Origin of the sequence: Mesobacillus thioparans (assembly GCF_965138835.1) — a bacterium.
Classification (GTDB): Bacteria; Bacillota; Bacilli; order Bacillales; family Cytobacillaceae; genus Mesobacillus; species Mesobacillus thioparans.
Genome location: NZ_CBCSFH010000002.1, coordinates 379,028 through 398,485, shown reverse-complemented (window position 1 = coordinate 398,485; position 19,458 = coordinate 379,028). Strand labels below are relative to the sequence as shown.

Below are 19,458 nucleotides of genomic sequence, written 5' to 3'. Positions count from 1 at the left end.
AATGTGTTCTGGAAACGGGTATTTCTGAGTCAAACGAGCATTTATTGAAAGGACGTGAAGATATGTTAAAAAAATCATTGATTTGGCTTTTGATTATCATAGGTTCACTTACTGGCTGCAGTGGAGATGGCGGGAAAGTGACTGCAAGAGATGTTCTCAAGCATAATGACAATGCGGATATCCTGAAATTTGATGGATTTATATATAGTAATGTCACCGACCTGGAATGGTTTGAGGAAAATAAGGATAGGCATCAAAAAGGAAAAAAGATTGGAGAAATTAAAAAAGTCACGACCTCCAGTCTGTTTTTCGCAAATTTTTCGTCTACAAAATTACCAAGAGGAACCGTTTTGTTTGATACAAATGACGGTGAGACAGGGATTATTTTTGTAGAGATGGACAATGAGCATGAATTGTATTATATGCAATTACTTGAAGGGTAAGGAGTACTGGTATCATCGTTAACTTTAAGTAAATATTAATTTTGGGAATGGTGGAAGATCAAATGAAGAATTGGCAATACACCTTGTATTTATTTATTCTTGGGGTGATTTCCTTTATCACTAAGGAAGTCGTAACCTTTGCTATGTTAGGTATTATTTTGGTGACCCTTAATAATATTCACTCTACACTTTTAGAGATCAGGGATAATCAAAAGAAAGGCTGACTAAAGACATCTTTTATAGCGAATCATTGAATTTTGGCTTGCTGCAAAAAACTGAAGGTGGGATTGAATTGAAAAGGAAATTAAGAAAGTCTTCGACTGATAAGTCTATTAGTGGCGTCTGTGGTGGCATAGCTGAGTATTATGGTATATCTTCTTTAGCGGTAAGGTTAATATTCATTTTTTTGCCTGGCGCTAATATCCTGCTCTATTTAATTCTTACAAATACGATGGCTGACCGTCCACCATCATTATATTAATCTATGATTGACTACCTTTTTGAAGAAATAAGGGTGATTATTTTTATGAATTTTCTGGTGGAGGTCGTATATGAATGACTAGGGTTCAACCAGTGGAAACAAACCGGCTTATCCTGAGGGAACTTAGAGAAGAGGATTTTGACGATATTTATGAATTTAAATCCGATGAAAAAGTGGTTAAATACCTAACTTGGGGCCCAAATAATCGAGAGCAAACATTACATAGCCTTAGAAAGCAGATTGCTTTTCAACACGAAGAAAACAGACAAATATTTGTTTTAGGAGTCGAGGTAAAAGAGACAAAAAAAGTAATCGGAAATGCTTTGTTCATGGTAAAAGACCAGGATTTTAAAACAGTAGAAATCGGATATTTCATTAACTCAAATTATTGGAAACAAGGATACGGAATTGAAATTGTCAACGGATTATTAAATTTGGGGTTTAATAACATGGATATCCATAGGATATATGCCATATGTGATGTGGAAAATGCAGGTTCAGTCAACCTTTTAAAGAGAATAGGTTTCCGGCAAGAAGGGCATTTCATTAAAAATTTGAAGGTAAAAGGACAATGGAGAGATCATTTTCTATTTGCTATTTTAGAAGAGGAATTTAAAGGTACCTGAAAAACATCCGTATTATCTATAGTTGCCCTTATGACGGTGGAAATGCCTGCATAAGGGTATNATTCCGCNAGNAGGTGCCCTTATGAANGTGAAATTGCTTGCATAAGGGTATCATTCCGNTAGAAAGGTACCCTTATGACGGTGNAAATGCCTGCATATGGGTATCATTCCGCTTCAATGGTACTCTTATAGAGCTAAAATGGCTTACATAAGAATGATGAGCGATGTTAGGAAGTTAGAAAAAGGAGAGGAAGCAATGGTTTTAATACTGCTCGTTATATTGCTATAAATCTGTGTAGGGTGTTTAAGCGAAAGTAATGTTGAACGAAAAGGAATAAAAGGTGTATTGAGTATTACTTTAGCTTTATTCATATCAATTATTATGGAGGGTACAGCTAATATTTTAGTAGAGGCCCAAGTTACGGAAGCACCATTTCTTATCACCTTATATTCATTTTACCAATAGTTTCATTTTCAGCATTTCAATTGCTGATTTTTGATATAAGAATGTTAGAAAAAGAAAAAATTGATTGAAAGTGAGTGGCTATGTCAACTAAGAATATGTATTTTCAAATAGTGATGAGTGAATTGAAATTTCTAGGAGTCTGTATGGTTCTATTTGTGGCACACCTGGCTTTTTGGCTAGATGAAAAGGGGATTGCGGAGCACATCTTCAACCTTCACCTCACGCCTTCAATGATTCCTTTGTACGTACTGGTGATGATTTATGCTCTGGCTTTATTAATTTTTACCGTTCATTTGTCTAAAAAGATAAAAGGTCTACAGGAATCGAATCTCAATCATTCACGAAAAGCGGTTATCATTATGGCATTGGTCCATTTACTGGCATTCAGCTGTAGTTCACTTTTCGTGTTTTCACAAGACTCAAATAGTATGACATCAGTGATTCCTGGTTTATTTAGTTTGTATTTTGCAATTATGTTTATCATTTCATTGATTTTATTATTTATACTTTTCAGGAGAAGGAATAAAGATAAACTTGAGTTTTAATTATTGATCATCAAGTTAGAGTTTTATATATTTTTTATGATTGGTGGTTGTGTAAAGTGAAGGATTGGCAAAATACACTGTTTTTATTTATTCTTGGTGTTATTTCCTTTATCACACAGGAAATCGTAACCTTTGCGATGTTAGGCATTATTTTGGTGGCATTAAATAATATTCATTCTACTTTGTTAGAAATCAGAGATTATCAGAAGGAACAGACTAACTGAGTAACGAGATCAAAGCAGTCATTCTAGTAAGAGTGCCGGTTCGGCAACCAGTCTAAAACGTCAAGTTCAATAAATATTTGACAAAAGAAAATGAAAGGCGTACCTTTATATATTATTTCCATAAAGACCTTTTTGCCGAATCTTTGAGCGGGGAAACCATTTCTGATAAACATTGTTTATCTTGGGGTGAATCTTAGCTTCTTAAAGCTAAGAAGGGATACTCTCAGTCCCTAATCCGACAGCTAACTCCGCAGGTCCATTAGAGAGAAGGGTTGATGAACGCCATTGGCCATTCTTAATTAAGAATGGTCTTTTTAAAGTTGAAGGGATGTGCAATTGACATGAAAAAGCAATACGCTGTTTTGGGCTTAGGCCGTTTTGGAGGTAGTCTTGTAAAAGAGTTCTATGAATTAGGTGCTGAGGTTTTAGCAATTGACATTGATCAAGATAAAGTCGATCAGTACGCACAGTATGTAACCCATGCCGTACAATTCAACGGTATTGATCAAGAAGGTCTTAAACAAGTTGGGATTAAAAATATCGATCATGTATTTGTTTCTTTCGGTGGAAATATTGAATCAAGCGTTTTGACATGCCTGATTTTAAAAGAAATGGGTGTACCAACGGTTTGGGCTAAAGCACATAATGATAATCACGCAAAAGTTCTTGAAAAAGTGGGTGCAGACCGGGTGATCCATCCTGAACGGGATATGGCCAAAAGGATCGCAAACCATATTGTCTCAGATAAGATCATTGATTATATTGAGTTGTCGGAAAAGTATAGCATGGTGGAGATTGTGGCTACGAAAAAAATACATAATAAGTCATTAGCTGACCTGGATATAAGGGCGAAATATGGATGCAACATCGTTGGCATTCTAAGGGGGCAAGAAATCATTGTTTCGCCACCTGCAGATGAAGTCATTTCAATGGGAGACGTTTTGATCGTGATGGGCCACAACTCGGATATAAACCGTTTCGAGAGAGAAGGGGTATAGGTGAAAAAAAGCGTTATTAACCTGAATCCTTCCCAGTTACTTGTTTTAGTCTTTGCTGTGTTTATAACCTTAGGAACCATTTTGTTGAAATTGCCTTTTGCAACGGAAGACTCCATTACCTGGCTGAATGCTTTGTTCACAGCTACCTCAGCCATGACGGTGACTGGTCTGGCTGTTGTTGATACCGAATCAACTTTTACTCTATTCGGTGAAATAGTGATTGTCTCCCTTATCCAATTGGGAGGATTGGGGATCATGTCTTTTGCAATCCTAATTTATATGGTATTAGGCAAGAAAATTGGCATTAAACAGCGAATTGTCGTGCAGCAGGCATTAAATCAAACATCCATCGGCGGGGTCATCCTGTTAGTCAGGAATTTGTTCATATTTTCCTTAACGATTGAAACAATTGCCATGTTCCTGCTGGCTATCCGCTGGGTGCCTCAATTTGGTTGGGCCAAAGGACTTTATTATAGTTTTTTTCATTCAATTTCAGCGTTTAACAATGCCGGTTTTGCATTATGGTCCGACAGTTTGATGGGATTCGTGGGTGATCCGATCATCAATATCGTGATTACTTTCCTGTTTATCATAGGGGGAATTGGATTTACGGTTTTAGCTGACATGTGGAGGAAAAAGAGTTTCGGTAAATTGAGCCTCCACTCCAAAATGATGATTATAGGTACATTCATTATTAACCTCGTGGCCATGTTTATTATTTTTGTCCTGGAATACCATAACCCCAATACACTTGGGGGTCTGAATTCACTTGGAGATAAATTATGGGCTTCCTATTTTCAAGCAGTAACACCGCGAACTGCTGGATTTAACTCCCTGGATATATCGGCTTTACAGGAAGATACAATTTTCTTGTTTTTAATTCTAATGTTCATAGGCGCAGGTAGTGCTTCTACTGGTGGAGGCATAAAACTAACAACGTTTTTGGTCATTTTATTTTCTGTCATTACTTTTCTGAAGGGTAAAGAAGAAACAGTTCTAGGAAAAAGGGCTATCAGCCTTACGATTGTTTTGCGCTCTTTGGCCATATCGACAATCGCCCTTTTTTTAATTTGTTTTGGGATTTTTATTTTAAATATTACAGAAGAGGCTCCATTCATCCAAGTCGTTTTTGAGGTTATTTCTGCTTTTGGAACCGTAGGATTGTCTATGGGAATAACAGGATCCCTTACTATGATAGGAAAAGCAGTGATTATTTTTGTTATGTTTGCAGGGAAGTTAGGCCCATTGACAATGGCTTTTTCACTTGCAAATGCAACTGAATCAAGAATTAAGTATCCAAGGGAAGATGTTCTTACGGGGTGAGGCAGCAATATAATCAAGACCTTTAAATGAACCATAAACAAAAATCGCTTAACAATGACGTTAAGCGATTTTTTATTTTTCAATATTATCAGCAGTGATTTTCAGACTTTTTATGGTCTCCTAGTCTTACGGATTGGTTGACCACAATCCAGCTGTTTTCACGAGCACTCTTGGATGCAGTTTCAACCCTGCTACTAGAAGGTCGGCTAAATCTTCTGGCTGCATGACATTTTCAGGGTTTCCGCTGATCAGGTTGCTTTCAACTGCGAGATCGGTTGCAACGGTACTTGGAGTCAAAGCCGTTACGCGGACGTTATGCTTCCTGACTTCAAGCATCAGAGATTCTGTCAATCCTAGGACTGCGAATTTCGAAGCTGAATAAGCACTAGTGACTGGTGCTCCTTTTTGGCCTGCTGTGGAAGAGATGTTCACAATGTCTCCGGATTTTCGTTCGATCATTTCAGGTAAAACCGCTCTTGTCAGGTTGTAAACACCCATCAGGTTGACGCGGACAATCTTTTCCCATTCTTCAGGGGATAAATCCATAAAACCGCCGAACTTTGCGATTCCTGCATTGTTGACCAAAATATCAATCGCACCAAGGTCTGATTGGATATGTTCCACGGCATGCTGAACTGCTTCAAGTTCAGAAACATCCGCAGATGCAGCGGAAATGTTCACATCATACTGCTCAAGCTCTTCAGTGAGTTTTTCAAGATTGGACATCGTCAGGCCAATCAATCCAAGATTGACTCCTTCTTTGGCAAGAGCAATCGCAACTGCACGTCCAATTCCTCTGCCTGCTCCAGTAACGATAGCTGTTTTTCCTTTTAGTGAGATCATGATTTCATTCCTCCTCAAAATTTTTCTCGATTAATAAACAAGCAGTTTTCATTATGATTCAAGATTGCATACAAGCCAAACAATTTGTTTGCAACAAGGTCCTATTTCTCTATGATAAGGTCTGCTAAAACTTTATATTCAATGTATCAAAATGAAAAAATTACACGAAATTCAAATAAGATTGCCCCAAGTGTAAAGGGGATCAGCACATAAAAAGAAGCAAAGGGAAATTACCCTTTGCCTTTAGTGTTATTTAAACAGTTTCTGTCCGTCCTCGATCGTGAATTCTTTCTTATCCTTTGTTCTTACCACAATTTTATATGGATCTTGCTTTACAAGTGGCCATATCTCATCAGACTTGATAAATTCCTCGGCCATTGTGTAAAGGTCGGTAGCATGGTCGGCTGCTCCTTCGTCCGTGCTCTTCAATTTCATTGTGATGAAAATGGTCATTAAACCATCGCTGCTCTTATATCCAACGCCTGATACTTTATATTTTTTATACGTCATAAATTCATGGCCAATTCCTGAGACCGCGTTACTCCACCGTGCATATTGTTCTCGTTTGGCCAAGTTGAATTTTCTGATCTTGACCTCGATATGGTTTTTGCCATTAGCGGCGAGGGAATCTTTCACAGCCTTTTGTATTTCATCCACTTTTTCCTGCTTCTCTATGCTCGGGATCTCCAACTCAACCGAATCCGAGCTGAAACCGATGCTATGTTTAAAATCAAATGGCTTCAGCGCAGCCTGGACGATTTCGAAAACTTCTTCACTTTCCTTATCCATTTCAGCTTGCTCTTGTTTCCATTTTTCAGATGGTTCGTGGTATTGTCTTACTTTTATAATATAGTCTTCGACCTTGGTTCCTTTGAATTCGTCACCCTGGACAATCGAAAGGCCGATTTTTTTCACACCTGCTTCCATTTCTTTTACCTGCTTTTCAGAAGCAGCCAATTGCACAGTGATTCCTTCGTTTTTGCCACCAACATACTGGTTCACTTGCTTAACAGGATATCCTTCTTTCTTCAAGGCTTGAGTCAACCGCTCTGTCAGGTCTTGGTGGGGATTAGCAAACATTACGCTTAACGGCGGTATTTTCGAGACCATCTTCGCCATCGTCGGAGAAACAAATCCTGAGCCGACAAATAACAGGAAGCCTGCTGCGATTGCGGCTGTAGTTACACCAGCCTTTTTCCAGAAAGTCCACTGCTTTTTAAGGGCTTTATTGAACCCTTCAAGCTCACGTCCAACACGATCGATCCTTGCATCTTCAAACTCTCCTACAGCGAATCGTCCAGGCAAATTTGTTGCGAATTTTTCTAGCGAAACAGGGGTCTGCAATTCATCCTTATCAAATCCCATATGACTTCTCCTCCAATTGAAAGTGTCGATCCTTCTTCATGAGCTCGCCAAGCTTTTTCCTGCCCCGGGCCAACCTGGTTTTAACGGTATTGTTGTTTTCATTGAGAATCAGGCTGATTTCTTTTACAGACAAGTTCTCGTAATAAAACAGCAGCAGGGGAATTCGCTGCTCTTCTTTTAAGTCAGTGATTAGTTGGAGCATTTCTTGTCTCGTTTCCTTTTCAACAGCCTTTTCCTGAGCAGACTCGGTTTTCATTCTGGTGATTGCTTCAGGATTCCCCTCGATATCCGTAAACTGATTCCTTTTTTGCTTCCGATAAACATCAATCGATCGGGTATAGACTAGGCGGTAAAACCAGGCTTTAAAATGGCGGATCTCCACATCCCTCATAATGCTGAGATAACAATCCTCCAGGGCAATCTGGACAGCATCCTCTGCCAGCTCCCGCGAACCCAGGATAAGATAAGCCGTCCTGTAGGCAGAGGAAAGAAGATTTTCCACCAAGTGGCTGAACGCGTCCCCATCTCCCGCCCGGATTTGATTTAGTAATTTCTGTTCCTCATTCAACTGGGCAACCTCCATTTGTTAATTTCACTAGTATGTCGTTTGTGGGTGCTATTATGGTTTCATTTTTCGTAAAAAAATTTATGTCGAATTGGGCACATCTTAAGTATGTAAGTATTTAACCTGTATTAACTTTACCAATAATTAACTCAGGCGGGGGGGACTATTATAGATGGAATGAATTAAAAATATGATGAATCCACTGGTGACGGTTATAAGGGGGACTATTATGTGCCCGTGATTGAACGGATCAAGGATTCACGGGGAGAAGATGGAGCAACATCTGCCCGTGCTAAAAAGATCCCGTTTTTCGGGAACAAGTAATAGGCTTCTGCAAATTGAGCCTCCGTAAAACTGTAATTTCTTGTTAAAATATTAATAAGTGGTTTCGAACGGAGGAGAGGATATCCATGGCGAAGAAAATTGTGTTTTTTCTCTTATCGGCAATCTTCTTTATTATTTATATTAAACTCTTTAATTATATCTTTTGGTATATTGAAGCCAGTTTCCTTCCTTACGGCTTGCTCGTTTTTATATTTCAAATTTTCTTTGCCATCGTCATTCTCTTTCCTGCTTCAATTGTGACTACGAGGAAGATTTTTGAGGTGATTGAGGAATCCCGGTAGCTTGTTAACTATACACAAAAAAGGCTGAATCAGTATGTAACTGGTTCAGCCTTTTTCATCACCATGGAAAAACGATTTTCTTGGCCAGTTGAGGATAGTCGATGAACGGATTGCGGTTGCCCTGTATATAGAAGATCGCCTGGTTCCGGTGCTTTTCATAAAGGGTTGGCGGATATTCTTCATTCCACCGGACCAGGAGCGGGATGTTAACCTTCTTTTTGAATTCGTTCTTCACTCTCTTAGGATACCTGAGAAAAAAATAAAGCATCGCCCGCGCGGAAGTTCCTTTCCCGTGTTCAGGCTCGAACTCGTAGCCAGTTGTGACTCCGCAGTTATTCTGGATTGGTTCATGATCAGACTCAGGATTGTAAAAATCAAAGTCCGCGAAAGGGAAATTCGATCTTGATATATTGCAATCCGGTTCACAGACAAACAGATGATGCAGATCACCTTTCATCGGCTCAGCGCCTTCGAACCAGGATTGTGGTACGATATGCTCGGTGTTCATTTTAAAATGGTCCTCAAACACCTTCAGTTCCTTGATCGAATCAAATCCATGCACCTGGATTTTACGTGATCGGCTTCTGAATTCATCGTATTTTTCCCTCAATGTTTCATTATCCTCAATCAGCAATGATCCTGGATCCTTCTTCTGGCTGGAGTAGATGCTTTTCGCGGTTCCATCCGGATATAGGTCGACCCATGTGTATAAATACAAATCCTTGGCAAGGAAGTAGGGCAGCTGATTTTTATGTGACTGGAATACAATCGTATGGAACTTGTAAAAAAGAGCAAGACCGGACAAATCCAAATCCTGCGCTCCCCTGTAGTACTTTTCCATATCCTCCAGATCCCGAGCTGGATCATAATAAAGCTGCTGATTACTCTGGATATCGCGGCGATTGTCCTTCAGGATAGTCAGCAGCTTTCTCAGATCGAGCGAATCATACTTGTTCTCCCAGTGCTCCTGCTGTTTTTTGAATTTTGACATACCGAACTCCTCATTCTTGTTATCGTATCCCTATTTTACCCCTTTCAGGTTTGTCCTTCAAAGACTTAAGGGTGGATTATTTAATGGTAGATGCTATCAAATCAGAAGGTTTGCTGACACACCAGCAAAAAGAGACCTTCCTTTATTTTCCCTTTTTACTTATGGAAAAACTTTTAAGTTACTATATTTTTAGTTAGTATTCCTTATGGGCAGGGGTCGCCCCTAAAAGTGATGTGGACAATGATTTCGGCCCCAGAAAAGAGAAGCTGAGCCTAAAAAGAGAAGTGATCAATGTTGACGGTCTCAGATAAAGAGAAGCTGAGCACGAAAAGGAAAGTGAGCAGTGATAACGGCCGCAGGCAGATTAATCCTCTGCTCGAAAAAGCCCCATTAGCAGGACTTTAAAGAAACGCAAGGGATGATGAGGAATAAAGGAGGAATAGCGTATCCTACCTCGAATATTGTAGAAGAGAACTTTGAGAATAAGGGAGTGGTTAACATGTCGGATAAAAAGCCTATTAATGACGCTATGGACCACATGAGTAAAATCGAAGGATACCCAACTAATGTTGATCTCAAGAAGTTACCGAAGCCTTTAAGGTATTTTGGGTATTTCATGATTGGTTTCTTTTCATTTGCCATCCTGTTTATCCTTATCGCCAAGTTGTTTACATAATCATTTTCTAATTGGCTGCTTCTATGCGGCATTTTTACTTAGGGTTGAATATACAACATTTACAGATCCCTGGTTTACTGGATTCTTCCAGGTTGTTCAGATAGAATGATACTAAGCCAAATATTAAGGGAGTCGAAATATGGGGAACTGCCACTATGAGATAAAAGTGAATAAAAATGAGTTCATTTGGAATAACCAGGAGGGGGAGCTGACATTTGATGGAGCTCCTGCTTTGCTTTTCTGGGATTCTGCAATTGAGCTGTTTCTGAAAACGATAGAGGAAATCTCCGGAAATGATGTGTCTAAGACCGTCTATGAAGTCACAGGGTTTCGAATGGGGCATCTAGTAAGCTCGTATTATGAGGGCAGGACGGATGTGGTCGAACTTTTAAATGAATATAGTGATATATACAAGAGCGCCGGATGGGGAAACTTTGAAATTCATGAATATTCATATGAAAGTAAAAGTGCTGTCGTGAGAATCAGGAACAGCTGGGAACATCGTATTTTCAAGCTCGCTGATAAACACAAGGCAGGAGTCCTGCTGCCAAGCCACTGGGCTGGTATTTTCAGCGGACTTTTCCAGCGGAACATGTGGTACAAAATGACGAAAAGCCAGCTGGAAGGTCATGACTATGATGAAGTGGAAATTTTCCCTTCGAACGTGACAGTTTCGCATAATATCCATGAATTAGCCAGAAAGAAAGAACAAGAAAGCATCATGGAATTGGAAAAAAAGGTAGAGGAGCGGACAAAAGAGTTGTCCTCAATGGTTCAAGAGCTGTCCTCACCCATCATCCCGGTTCTAAAAGATATTCTCGTCGTGCCGCTAATCGGAAAATACAACGAAGAACGAATCAGCAATCTAATGGAGAAATCACTTTTTGAACTCAAAAGACTGAAGGCGAGATATCTGTTAATTGATTTAACAGGCATCAAAAGTGTAGATTCGTACTCAATCCACGGAATTCAAAAGTTGATTCAGGCAATCCGATTGATTGGAGGCCAATGCTTCATTGTGGGTGTGTCATCTGAATTAAGCGTTCAAATTTTGAATTCAAACGTGAATCTCGAGGGAATCCAATCCTTCTCCAGCATGCAGCAGGGTGTTGAATATGCCATCCAGCAGAATGGGTATGAATTGGTGAAAAAGAAATGATAATAAAAGGCTGAACAGGAGATCTTGAGTCTGTTCCAGCTTTTTTTTTCTCTAAAATTAAAATTTTAGGACATATGTCCTTCCTGAATTCTCTATTCTGTCTTTTAATGGACATATACATTAGGATTGAGGAGAGAAGCAATGAAGGGTGTTATTTTTGCGGTTTTAGGAGGAGCATTCATCACCTTGCAAGGGGTAGCGAATTCAAGAATCAGCCAGGATATCGGCACATGGCAAACGGCTACGATTACCCAATTTGCAGGGTTTTTATTGGCGTTGGTTATTTTATTGGTTTCTGGAAAAGGCAATTTTGCGGGGTTTTCGAAAGTCCGTCCCCTTTATTTAATTGGCGGTACATTTGGAGCGATAGTCGTATTCGGGAACGTTACGGCAATCCATTTTATCGGTGTCACACTGACCGTCTCAGCAATGCTGATTTCCCAGCTTGGCATGACAGTCATGATTGACAAGAATGGATGGTTTGATGTGAAAAAGCAAAGAATGAAGATGTCTCAGCTAATTGGTATCACGATGATGGTAGTTGGCGTGTTGATTCTCGGTTCTTAATGATTGGAGATAGGGAAATGAATGCTGCTGAACAACTTGAAGACTTTTTGCAGTCCGGAGAGATTGCTCCTTTGTTCAATGAAGAAATCCTTCCTTATTTATCACTGTACCACTTTAATAAAGGGGAACTGATTTGCTCGCAGGGTGATGCTGCTGAGTTTTTATATATCCTTATAAAAGGAAAGGTGAAGATCTACACCACTTCTGAAGAGGGGAAGACATTGATTTTATCGTTTAAAACGCCTCTAGAAGTGATTGGGGATATTGAATATGTCCAGGAAATCGACACCATTAATACAGTGGAAGCTGTTTCGCCGGTCATCATGATTGGAGTAAAGCAAAGTGCTGCCCGACAACACTTGAAAAATCATCCTCCTTTTATGCAATTTTTACTTGAAATAATAACGCGGAAGTTCTATATCAAATCACAATTCATGCGCCATAATATTTTATATCCGGTAGAGACGAGGTTAGCGAGCTATCTTGTATCTGTCGCCTATGATGAAAATGACGCACTGGTGAATGGAAATGTCAGCACATCCAATCTTACTGATATAGCGAATCTAATTGGAACGAGCTACAGGCACCTTAATCGGGTCATCAAACAATTCTGCGCGGCCGGGCTCGTTGAACGAAATAAAGGGACGATCCTGATTAAAGACCTAGAAGGACTCAAGCTGGCAGCAAAGGAAAATCTTTATGAGTGAAAAATGGGAGGACATGTAATGTTAGTAGGATTAATTTCCGCGATAATCGCTGGAGCACTTGTCGGCCTGCAAAATATTTTCAACAGCAAGGTCAATGAAAAAGCTGGATCCTGGGCGACCACAACTTTAGTGCTGGGCCTGGGTAGTATAGCCTCCTTAATCTTAGGGTTATTTTTCGAAGGCGGAAGTCTTTTTAATTTTGCCAGTATGCAATGGTGGTATTGGTTCAGCGGCATTCTCGGAATCGGTGTAATCGCTGGAATCGTGCAGGCCATCAGGTATTTGGGACCGACCTTCGCGATTGCCATCGTGTTGACATCACAGCTTGGATTCGCAGTTTTATGGGATTCACTTGGCTGGATGGGGCTAGAAAAAGTTCCTTTTACCGAAAAACAATTGATTGGCGTGCTCATCATTTTAGCAGGTGTGATTGTTTTTAAATGGAGTGAAGGAAGAGGAGAAAAAGCACCTGCTGTACCTGCAGGCCAGCGGAAAAAAGCAGAATTATTATAGGGAAAACTATATAAGTGATTCATTTTACGGCAGCCGCGACACTGCCGTATTTTTTGTCTTCTTTAAAATTATCATCTTTGCTGGGTTGAAATTATTATTAAACGAGGAAAACATGGTATAATCTTTAAAAGAAAAAACGGACAAATTACTAGGAGCTGACATAGTGAACCTGATTGAAAGATTTTCCCGATACCTTATAGAAAATGCTGGAAATATCAGCAAGGAAATTACTGATTATAACCTGAAAAAATTAGACATAGAACTGCCTGAAGAAATAGTTTCTGAGTCGATAAAGACAAACACAGAATTCTTGGGGTTTCTGGGAGAGACACTTAATCTTTCAAAAGAGATGGTGACAGAGAGGTTCATTCAATGGCACCGAGAAAAACATCAGAAGCATAAGCAATTTCAGTACGCATCCCAAAAACTGGAGAGCATCATTAAACCTTATGCGGAAACACGCCTGCAGTTGATGGAAATGCTGACGAAGGTTTCAGTGGCTGAAGGACTTTCGACTGAAGATGTCGTCTACGTCAATAACCGTCTTAGTTACCTGCTGGATCTCAGCATCACTGAGACAATCATCGAGCGTGAAAGACAGGCAAGGGATGTGAACAAAAAGAACGAACAAATCATCTCAGAGCTATCATCGCCAATCGTGCCAATTGAGAAAGGAATGGCGATCCTGCCGCTGATCGGTGAATTCGATTATGAGCGAAGCGACTATATTATGACCCATGTAATCCCTAAAATAAGTGAATTGAGAATCAAGACGCTGATCATCGATTTTTCCGGAATCGCGACGATCGACGGAGAAATTGCAGCACGAATCTTCAATATCCATAAAGTCCTTAAATTGATCGGAATCAAAACGATGCTAACCGGTATCCGGGCAGACCTCGCAATTGATGTCATCAATACCGGCATCGATTTTTCCAAATTGGACACTTATGGAACTGTGCAGCAGGCGATCTTGGCTTACGGAAAACAATAGGAAGAGCGAACGGCAGTCAGGGGACTGTCGTTTTTTTGTTTGAGTTTATTTTAAAAAGGGAAATTCTATTATGTAGATTGGAGGGAACAAATTAAATGAATGACAACAAAAAAACAAAAGCGAAAAATACCCTACTTCCGGCCTTTCTGGTCGCCGCAGGTATGGGTATATCCATCGCTTTTCTTTATTTATTCGCACAATTGGCGGAGGAAATGCTCGAGTCTGAGGTGGAAAGTTTTGATGATAGGATTATCGGATTTTTCAACCAGTTCTCCAATAATGTGGTTGATGTAATCATGTTTTGGATCACTGAATCGGGCTCGATTTGGTTCCTGTCTTTTTTCTCTTTAGTCACTCTTTCATTTTTATGGACAAAGAAGAAAGACAAATGGAGCATAATATTTTTTATCATTACCATTGGCGGAGGCGGTTTGCTGACCAAAATACTGAAAATTTCTTTTGGCAGGGAACGTCCTTCCATCAACGAGGCGATAGACGCTGTCGGTTACAGTTTTCCAAGCGGCCACTCAATGGGTTCCTTTCTTTTTTACGGATTCCTCGGCTATCTGATTCTTCGCTCTAACTTGAAAAAACCAATCAAATGGACCGCTTTTTACCTATGTGGACTAATGACTATTCTAATCGGGACCAGCAGGATTTATCTTGGGGCGCATTATCCGAGCGATGTCATTGCCGGTTATCTCGCTGGAGGATTCTGGCTGATAATTTGTCTTCTAGCGCTAGAATACGTGAAGTGGAGAAGCGCTTCGCAAAAGAAACCAATCAGGGCATTTAAGGAGTTTATTGGCAGGCAGTTGGATCATAAATTATAAGGGCTGTTTATCATTGGTCCCAAATTTTTGGCCGGTTACTAGAATAGTAGCCGGTTTTAAGTTCTTGTAGATGACTGTGATAAATATCACACCGAACAGTTCTCGTTATTGCTATAATTTTCATGCAAATAGGGAGAAAGCGTGGTAAGGTAGAATGCTGACAACATTGAAACGGTTAAAGGTAGCTGAAGGAGAAAAACAGGCACTACAAGATAAGGTGAATGAATTATACGAGCAATTTGGTGAAAAAGAAGCATTTTTCCAGACTTTTATGGAAAAATTTGCTCTTGAACTAGGGAACACGATTTCCCAGCATGAACTGGTTAATGATCAGCATTATGTTTTAGGAAATATGGTCGGGCAAATTAAAACGCACTTTGATAAAGTGAATGAGATTAGCCAGGATTCTGTCCATCATGCAACAGGACTTGCCAGCAATGGCCATGGCTTGATCAGTTCATCAAATGAGATGGTTACAAAATCAGCTGAAGGTGGCGAAATGGTCCGGCAGGTCGAACAGCTGATTAATCGGGTTGGAGAAATTTCTGATCAGGCATTCCAGAATATGAAGAAACTCAATGAACGCTCGAAGGAAATTGAAATGATTGTCCAGGTCATAAAGGAAATTGCCGACCAGACAAATCTTCTTGCTTTAAATGCGTCGATTGAAGCAGCGAGGGCTGGTGAACACGGAAAGGGGTTTGCCGTAGTCGCTGAAGAGGTGCGCAAGCTTGCCGAGAATACAGCTAAAAGCACGAATGATATCGGCGTGCTCACAGCCAATATCCAGAAAGAAATCGGCGAAACCATGGATTCGGCAACATCCAGTGCAAAATTGATTCACCAGAGCATTGATTTGAGCAAGAATGCATCAGCTGAAATGGAATACATATCTTCGGTCATCCAGAAAGTAGTGACAGAAGTTGGAGAAGTCATCGTCGAAATCGAGCATCAAAAGGACAGCTCCAACCAGGTCATGGCCGAACTAACCCAGACGAAAATACTGTTCGACCAGGTAAACGACCTGATTCAGCAACACATAAAAGAAGCAAGCAAAGTGGACATAAAACTGGAAGAAACGAATAAACAGATTGATAGTTTCACATTGTAAAGATCTAATTTCAATCAGGCGACAGGCGGTAACTGTCGTCTTTTTCTGTTGCTGGCAGAAGACTTACAGAGGGACCAAGCGAAGGATCGGACAAAATAATGGTGGAAATAACTGTCCGAACATCACGCGGCTTCGGACAAAATGCTTGAGAAGGGGCAAGGATTTGTCTGAACTAAGGTCATCTTCAGACAAAAAGATAGGATTAAAGCATAAAAATGTCCGAACCAGGGACAACTTCGGACAAAATACCGGTGCAAGAGCAAGGAAATGTCCGAAGTAGGGTCAACTTCAGACAAAAGGACAGGATTGAAGCGNAAAANTGTCCGAACCNAGGACGACTTCGGACNAAANNCCNGTGCAGGAGCAAGAAATTGTCCGAAGTAGGAACATCCATCACCAATAGCGTGCAGATCTAATAGGTTTTCCTATTCAATTTTTATAAACAAAGATGTATAATTACATTATTGTTTTGTATATTTATAAATCAGTAGAATTAGCTACATAGGGGGACAAAAGGTTTGACATACATATCGGATCACCTAATAAAGCAGGCCGTAGAGGACCGCCGTTATCTTCATCAGCATCCGGAGCTATCCGGTGAGGAATATGAAACTAGTGAATACATCCGAAATAGACTTGAAGCTTTGGGGATTGAGATATTGGACTTCGAGCCACCAAGTGTTGTTGGTATTTTAAAGGGAAAAACTGGAGAAAAGACGCTCGCATTAAGGGCAGATATTGATGCTTTGCCGATGCAGGAAGAAGGGGATAAACCGCATCTATCAAAGAATCCTGGCGTGGCACATACATGCGGGCATGATGGTCATACGGCCGTGCTGCTTGCAGTAGCGGAATGGATAGCTAATAACAGGCAGGAAGTAGACCATAATATACTGCTTATTTTTCAGTCATCTGAGGAAATCACACCAAGTGGCGCTGAATATCTGGTCAATCAGGGAGTGCTGGAGGGGGTTGACGCGATATTCGGTCTTCATTTATGGCAAGGCATGAAAACAGGAATGCTTGGTCTGGCACATGGGCCGCAAATGGCTTCCTGCGATGATTTTGAAATTACGATTGAGGGCTCTGGAGGACACGGGGCATCACCGCATGAAACGGTGGATCCGATTTATGTCGCCTCTCATCTCATGCAGGCACTGCATGGAATTGTCAGCAGGAAGCTGAACCCCATTACGCCGGGCGTTATTACAATCGGAAAAATCGAAGCCGGTTCTACCTATAATATTATCCCTGGTTCGGCCTCGCTTCATGGAACCGTTCGAGGTTTGACACATGAAGCAGTCCAGACGATGCGTTCACAGATTGAAAAGCTAACCGAGGGAATCTGTTCGGCATTCGGAGCAAAGGGAAAAGTCGATTTCATTTTGGGGACACCTCCACTGGTGAACGATGTAAAACAAAGCCGTTTTGTCGAACAAGTCATCAAATCTGCTTATGGTGATGACCATTTCGAGCTTGTCCAGCCGGGTATGGGAGCAGAGGATTTTTCGCATTACTTGCTTCATAAACCGGGAGCATTCGTATTCGTCGGAATGGGCGGCGAAAGAAGCGCTTATCCTCATCATCATCCTAGGTTTGATATCGATGAAGACGCCTTGCCGATTGCCATCAAATTCTTTATAGAAATCGTGAAGGCTTATAATTAAGTGCAATGAAACAAAACAGGCAAAATCAATGTAATTGGTTTTGCCTTATTTTATAAAAAAATAGTATCTCTAGTCATTCCCTTATTTACCAAATTGTTTATTTAGTGTAAAATTACACTAAAATGAATTGGGGTGTGGGGAAATGAAAAAAGATTCTGGTTTCTTGATTGTCTATTTTCTGGTTGTCCCGCTTTTTCTATCTTTTTTGGGCCTTGCTGTATTACCGGTTGATAAATTTGGACCGCCAGTTCTGCTTTTGATTGTATCAATCACCGCATTTGCAACTGGCATTTATCATGGGAAAAGGGTCTATGCTGCGACTTTTTATGGACGGTACTTTCCTATTTATTTCCCGCTTTTTATAACAGTTTTACTAGCTACTATTGGGATGATCGGATCAAAAGGTTTCTTCGGCCATAATATTTGGGCTCTTTTCGTATTCGCACTTTTCCCATTTCTGCCCAATACTTTTATTTCTGCCATGATGGGTAAATTTCTGTTTGCGTTTGCTGTCCCATTTGCTTATTTTCTCTTCTTGTTGGTGGGTTTTGTCATCGCCGAAAGGCGGAAAAGTACAAAGGTTGCAATCAGTAAGTTCTACATGAGCGGAGGTATTGCTATCCTCCTTGTCTTCTTTGCCATCAGTGGTGCAATTTACATGGAGAGGGCCAAGTATGTTTTACCACCGTCATATGGCTTCGAGTATGGGGATGGCTTTTCAAGTGTAGATCTTGAGCCTTATACTGTGAGCAATCCCAAGAACAAGCTTCCTAAGCTTGATGAACCAGCAAGTTTCACCGTTGAAAAACGTAATGACATGCCAGTGCTTGATGGCGCAGAAGCTGCTTTCCCAGTTTATTCAGCCTTCGCAAATGCCACATATAAAAATATTTCTGTCCAGTCCACACTTCCGACTGGTGAGGAGATTGTGAGTTTTACAAATACCATTTATGCGTATGAAAGACTTCTATCCGGTGAGGTGGATATCTTTTTCGGTGCCCAGCCATCTGCAGCCCAGCAAAGCCGGGCTGAAAGCAAAGGGAAAGAACTCGTTCTAACTCCGATTGGGAAGGAAGCGTTTGTCTTCTTCGTGAATGAAAAAAATCCGATAAATGATTTGTCATCAGAAATGATCCGCTCGATTTATTCTGGCAGAATCACCAACTGGAGTGAAATAGGCGGCATGGATGAGAAAATCCTTGCGTTCCAGCGGCCAGCTGACTCCGGCAGCCAGACGATCATGGGAAAATTCATGGGGGATGCGCCTTTAATGCCAGCTTTGAAAGAAGAGGTAGCAGGGATGGGAGACCTGATGGAGGAAGTGGCAAACTATCGGAACTATAATCATTCATTAGGCTACTCATTCCGTTTTTTTGCGACAGGTATGAATCCCAATGAAAAAATCAAGCTACTCTCTCTTGATGGTGTTGAGCCATCAAAAGAAAATATTGCGAACGGTACCTATCCTTATGTCGTCAATCTGTATGCAATTTCAGTAAAAGACAATCCGAAAAAAACAATCCAGCCTATGCTTGAATGGATGCAGGGACCCCAGGGACAATTCCTTGTTGAAGAAGTAGGATATATTCCATTTGGAGAATAAGCAATTAAAGACTGAACCTAGCAGTAAAGATTTCAGCCTTTCTTTATTTACTCTTATTCAGACACTGTGCGTGTGTATTTTATTACATTCAGGTTAATTAGACACCGATTACCTTATCTAGTAAAATCTATA

Annotated in this window: 23 protein-coding genes and 1 riboswitch; of the genes, 19 read left to right on the top strand and 4 right to left on the bottom strand. The window is 40.5% G+C overall.

Features of this window, described 5'->3' with window-relative positions:
• Positions 1 to 62 precede the first annotated feature (62 nt).
• The 8 genes from ACNAZ4_RS06480 (at position 63) to ACNAZ4_RS06445 (ending at position 5,106) form a co-directional block, all read left to right on the top strand.
• The gene (locus ACNAZ4_RS06480) at positions 63 to 443 is read left to right on the top strand and encodes a hypothetical protein (protein ID WP_415813433.1); all 381 of its coding nucleotides are present in this window, start codon (positions 63 to 65) and stop codon (positions 441 to 443) included.
• A 62-nt stretch (positions 444 to 505) separates the two neighbouring features.
• Positions 506 to 667, top strand: a complete 162-nt coding sequence (locus ACNAZ4_RS06475) for a hypothetical protein (RefSeq protein ID WP_415813432.1) — start codon at positions 506 to 508, stop codon at positions 665 to 667.
• A 26-nt stretch (positions 668 to 693) separates the two neighbouring features.
• Positions 694 to 924 (top strand): PspC domain-containing protein, encoded by a 231-nt coding sequence (locus ACNAZ4_RS06470; RefSeq protein ID WP_415813431.1) that lies wholly within the window; start codon positions 694 to 696, stop codon positions 922 to 924.
• Between the two features lie 74 nt (positions 925 to 998).
• Positions 999 to 1,550: a GNAT family N-acetyltransferase gene (locus ACNAZ4_RS06465; protein WP_415813430.1), complete on the top strand. Its 552-nt coding sequence runs from the start codon at positions 999 to 1,001 to the stop codon at positions 1,548 to 1,550.
• A 609-nt stretch (positions 1,551 to 2,159) separates the two neighbouring features.
• The gene (locus ACNAZ4_RS06460; protein ID WP_415813428.1) at positions 2,160 to 2,561 is read left to right on the top strand and encodes a hypothetical protein; all 402 of its coding nucleotides are present in this window, start codon (positions 2,160 to 2,162) and stop codon (positions 2,559 to 2,561) included.
• 56 nt (positions 2,562 to 2,617) lie between these two features.
• A complete protein-coding gene (locus ACNAZ4_RS06455) occupies positions 2,618 to 2,785 on the top strand; it encodes a hypothetical protein (RefSeq protein WP_415813426.1) in 168 nt (55 codons plus the stop codon).
• A gap of 115 nt (positions 2,786 to 2,900) precedes the next feature.
• A riboswitch (cyclic di-AMP (ydaO/yuaA leader) is annotated at positions 2,901 to 3,057 on the top strand.
• Between the two features lie 69 nt (positions 3,058 to 3,126).
• Positions 3,127 to 3,783: a potassium channel family protein gene (locus ACNAZ4_RS06450; RefSeq protein ID WP_415813425.1), complete on the top strand. Its 657-nt coding sequence runs from the start codon at positions 3,127 to 3,129 to the stop codon at positions 3,781 to 3,783.
• Entirely contained in the window at positions 3,784 to 5,106 is a 1,323-nt protein-coding gene (locus ACNAZ4_RS06445; protein WP_415813424.1) for a TrkH family potassium uptake protein, read from the top strand.
• A gap of 126 nt (positions 5,107 to 5,232) precedes the next feature.
• On the opposite strand, the gene ACNAZ4_RS06440 is transcribed toward ACNAZ4_RS06445, so the two are convergent.
• The 3 genes from ACNAZ4_RS06440 to ACNAZ4_RS06430 all read right to left on the bottom strand — a co-directional run bounded on the left by ACNAZ4_RS06440 (position 5,233) and on the right by ACNAZ4_RS06430 (position 7,882).
• Positions 5,233 to 5,949: a 3-ketoacyl-ACP reductase gene (locus ACNAZ4_RS06440; RefSeq protein ID WP_415813423.1), complete on the bottom strand. Its 717-nt coding sequence runs from the start codon at positions 5,947 to 5,949 to the stop codon at positions 5,233 to 5,235.
• 249 nt (positions 5,950 to 6,198) lie between these two features.
• On the bottom strand, positions 6,199 to 7,314 hold the full coding sequence (locus ACNAZ4_RS06435) for a DUF4179 domain-containing protein (protein ID WP_415813422.1): 1,116 nt from the start codon (positions 7,312 to 7,314) through the stop codon (positions 6,199 to 6,201).
• Positions 7,304 to 7,882: an RNA polymerase sigma factor gene (locus ACNAZ4_RS06430; protein WP_415813421.1), complete on the bottom strand. Its 579-nt coding sequence runs from the start codon at positions 7,880 to 7,882 to the stop codon at positions 7,304 to 7,306. The genes ACNAZ4_RS06435 and ACNAZ4_RS06430 overlap by 11 nt, the downstream gene beginning before the upstream one ends.
• 407 nt (positions 7,883 to 8,289) lie before the next feature.
• Between ACNAZ4_RS06430 and ACNAZ4_RS06425 the strand changes: the two genes are divergently transcribed.
• Positions 8,290 to 8,505 carry a hypothetical protein gene (locus ACNAZ4_RS06425; RefSeq protein ID WP_415813419.1) on the top strand — a complete coding sequence of 72 codons (216 nt, stop codon included), beginning with the start codon at positions 8,290 to 8,292 and terminating at the stop codon, positions 8,503 to 8,505.
• 58 nt (positions 8,506 to 8,563) lie between these two features.
• On the opposite strand, the gene ACNAZ4_RS06420 is transcribed toward ACNAZ4_RS06425, so the two are convergent.
• On the bottom strand, positions 8,564 to 9,496 hold the full coding sequence (locus ACNAZ4_RS06420) for an endonuclease I family protein (RefSeq protein WP_415813418.1): 933 nt from the start codon (positions 9,494 to 9,496) through the stop codon (positions 8,564 to 8,566).
• A gap of 499 nt (positions 9,497 to 9,995) precedes the next feature.
• Between ACNAZ4_RS06420 and ACNAZ4_RS06415 the strand changes: the two genes are divergently transcribed.
• The 10 genes from ACNAZ4_RS06415 (at position 9,996) to ACNAZ4_RS06370 (ending at position 19,326) form a co-directional block, all read left to right on the top strand.
• A complete protein-coding gene (locus ACNAZ4_RS06415) occupies positions 9,996 to 10,172 on the top strand; it encodes an amino acid transporter (RefSeq protein WP_415813416.1) in 177 nt (58 codons plus the stop codon).
• A gap of 139 nt (positions 10,173 to 10,311) precedes the next feature.
• Positions 10,312 to 11,331 (top strand): STAS domain-containing protein, encoded by a 1,020-nt coding sequence (locus ACNAZ4_RS06410; protein WP_415813415.1) that lies wholly within the window; start codon positions 10,312 to 10,314, stop codon positions 11,329 to 11,331.
• A gap of 141 nt (positions 11,332 to 11,472) precedes the next feature.
• On the top strand, positions 11,473 to 11,898 hold the full coding sequence (locus ACNAZ4_RS06405; RefSeq protein ID WP_415813414.1) for a DMT family transporter: 426 nt from the start codon (positions 11,473 to 11,475) through the stop codon (positions 11,896 to 11,898).
• Positions 11,899 to 11,915: 17 nt separating this feature from the next.
• Entirely contained in the window at positions 11,916 to 12,605 is a 690-nt protein-coding gene (locus ACNAZ4_RS06400) for a Crp/Fnr family transcriptional regulator (RefSeq protein WP_415813413.1), read from the top strand.
• An 18-nt stretch (positions 12,606 to 12,623) separates the two neighbouring features.
• Positions 12,624 to 13,118: a DMT family transporter gene (locus ACNAZ4_RS06395; RefSeq protein ID WP_415813412.1), complete on the top strand. Its 495-nt coding sequence runs from the start codon at positions 12,624 to 12,626 to the stop codon at positions 13,116 to 13,118.
• A gap of 163 nt (positions 13,119 to 13,281) precedes the next feature.
• A complete protein-coding gene (locus tag ACNAZ4_RS06390; RefSeq protein ID WP_415813411.1) occupies positions 13,282 to 14,112 on the top strand; it encodes an STAS domain-containing protein in 831 nt (276 codons plus the stop codon).
• Positions 14,113 to 14,207: 95 nt separating this feature from the next.
• Positions 14,208 to 14,945 carry a phosphatase PAP2 family protein gene (locus ACNAZ4_RS06385; protein WP_415813410.1) on the top strand — a complete coding sequence of 246 codons (738 nt, stop codon included), beginning with the start codon at positions 14,208 to 14,210 and terminating at the stop codon, positions 14,943 to 14,945.
• 154 nt (positions 14,946 to 15,099) lie between these two features.
• Positions 15,100 to 16,056 (top strand): methyl-accepting chemotaxis protein, encoded by a 957-nt coding sequence (locus ACNAZ4_RS06380; protein ID WP_415813409.1) that lies wholly within the window; start codon positions 15,100 to 15,102, stop codon positions 16,054 to 16,056.
• 518 nt (positions 16,057 to 16,574) lie between these two features.
• Complete coding sequence (locus ACNAZ4_RS06375) at positions 16,575 to 17,723, top strand: M20 metallopeptidase family protein (protein ID WP_415813407.1); 1,149 nt, start codon at positions 16,575 to 16,577, stop codon at positions 17,721 to 17,723.
• Between the two features lie 142 nt (positions 17,724 to 17,865).
• The gene (locus ACNAZ4_RS06370) at positions 17,866 to 19,326 is read left to right on the top strand and encodes a PstS family phosphate ABC transporter substrate-binding protein (RefSeq protein WP_415813406.1); all 1,461 of its coding nucleotides are present in this window, start codon (positions 17,866 to 17,868) and stop codon (positions 19,324 to 19,326) included.
• The last annotated feature ends 132 nt before the right edge of the window (positions 19,327 to 19,458 follow it).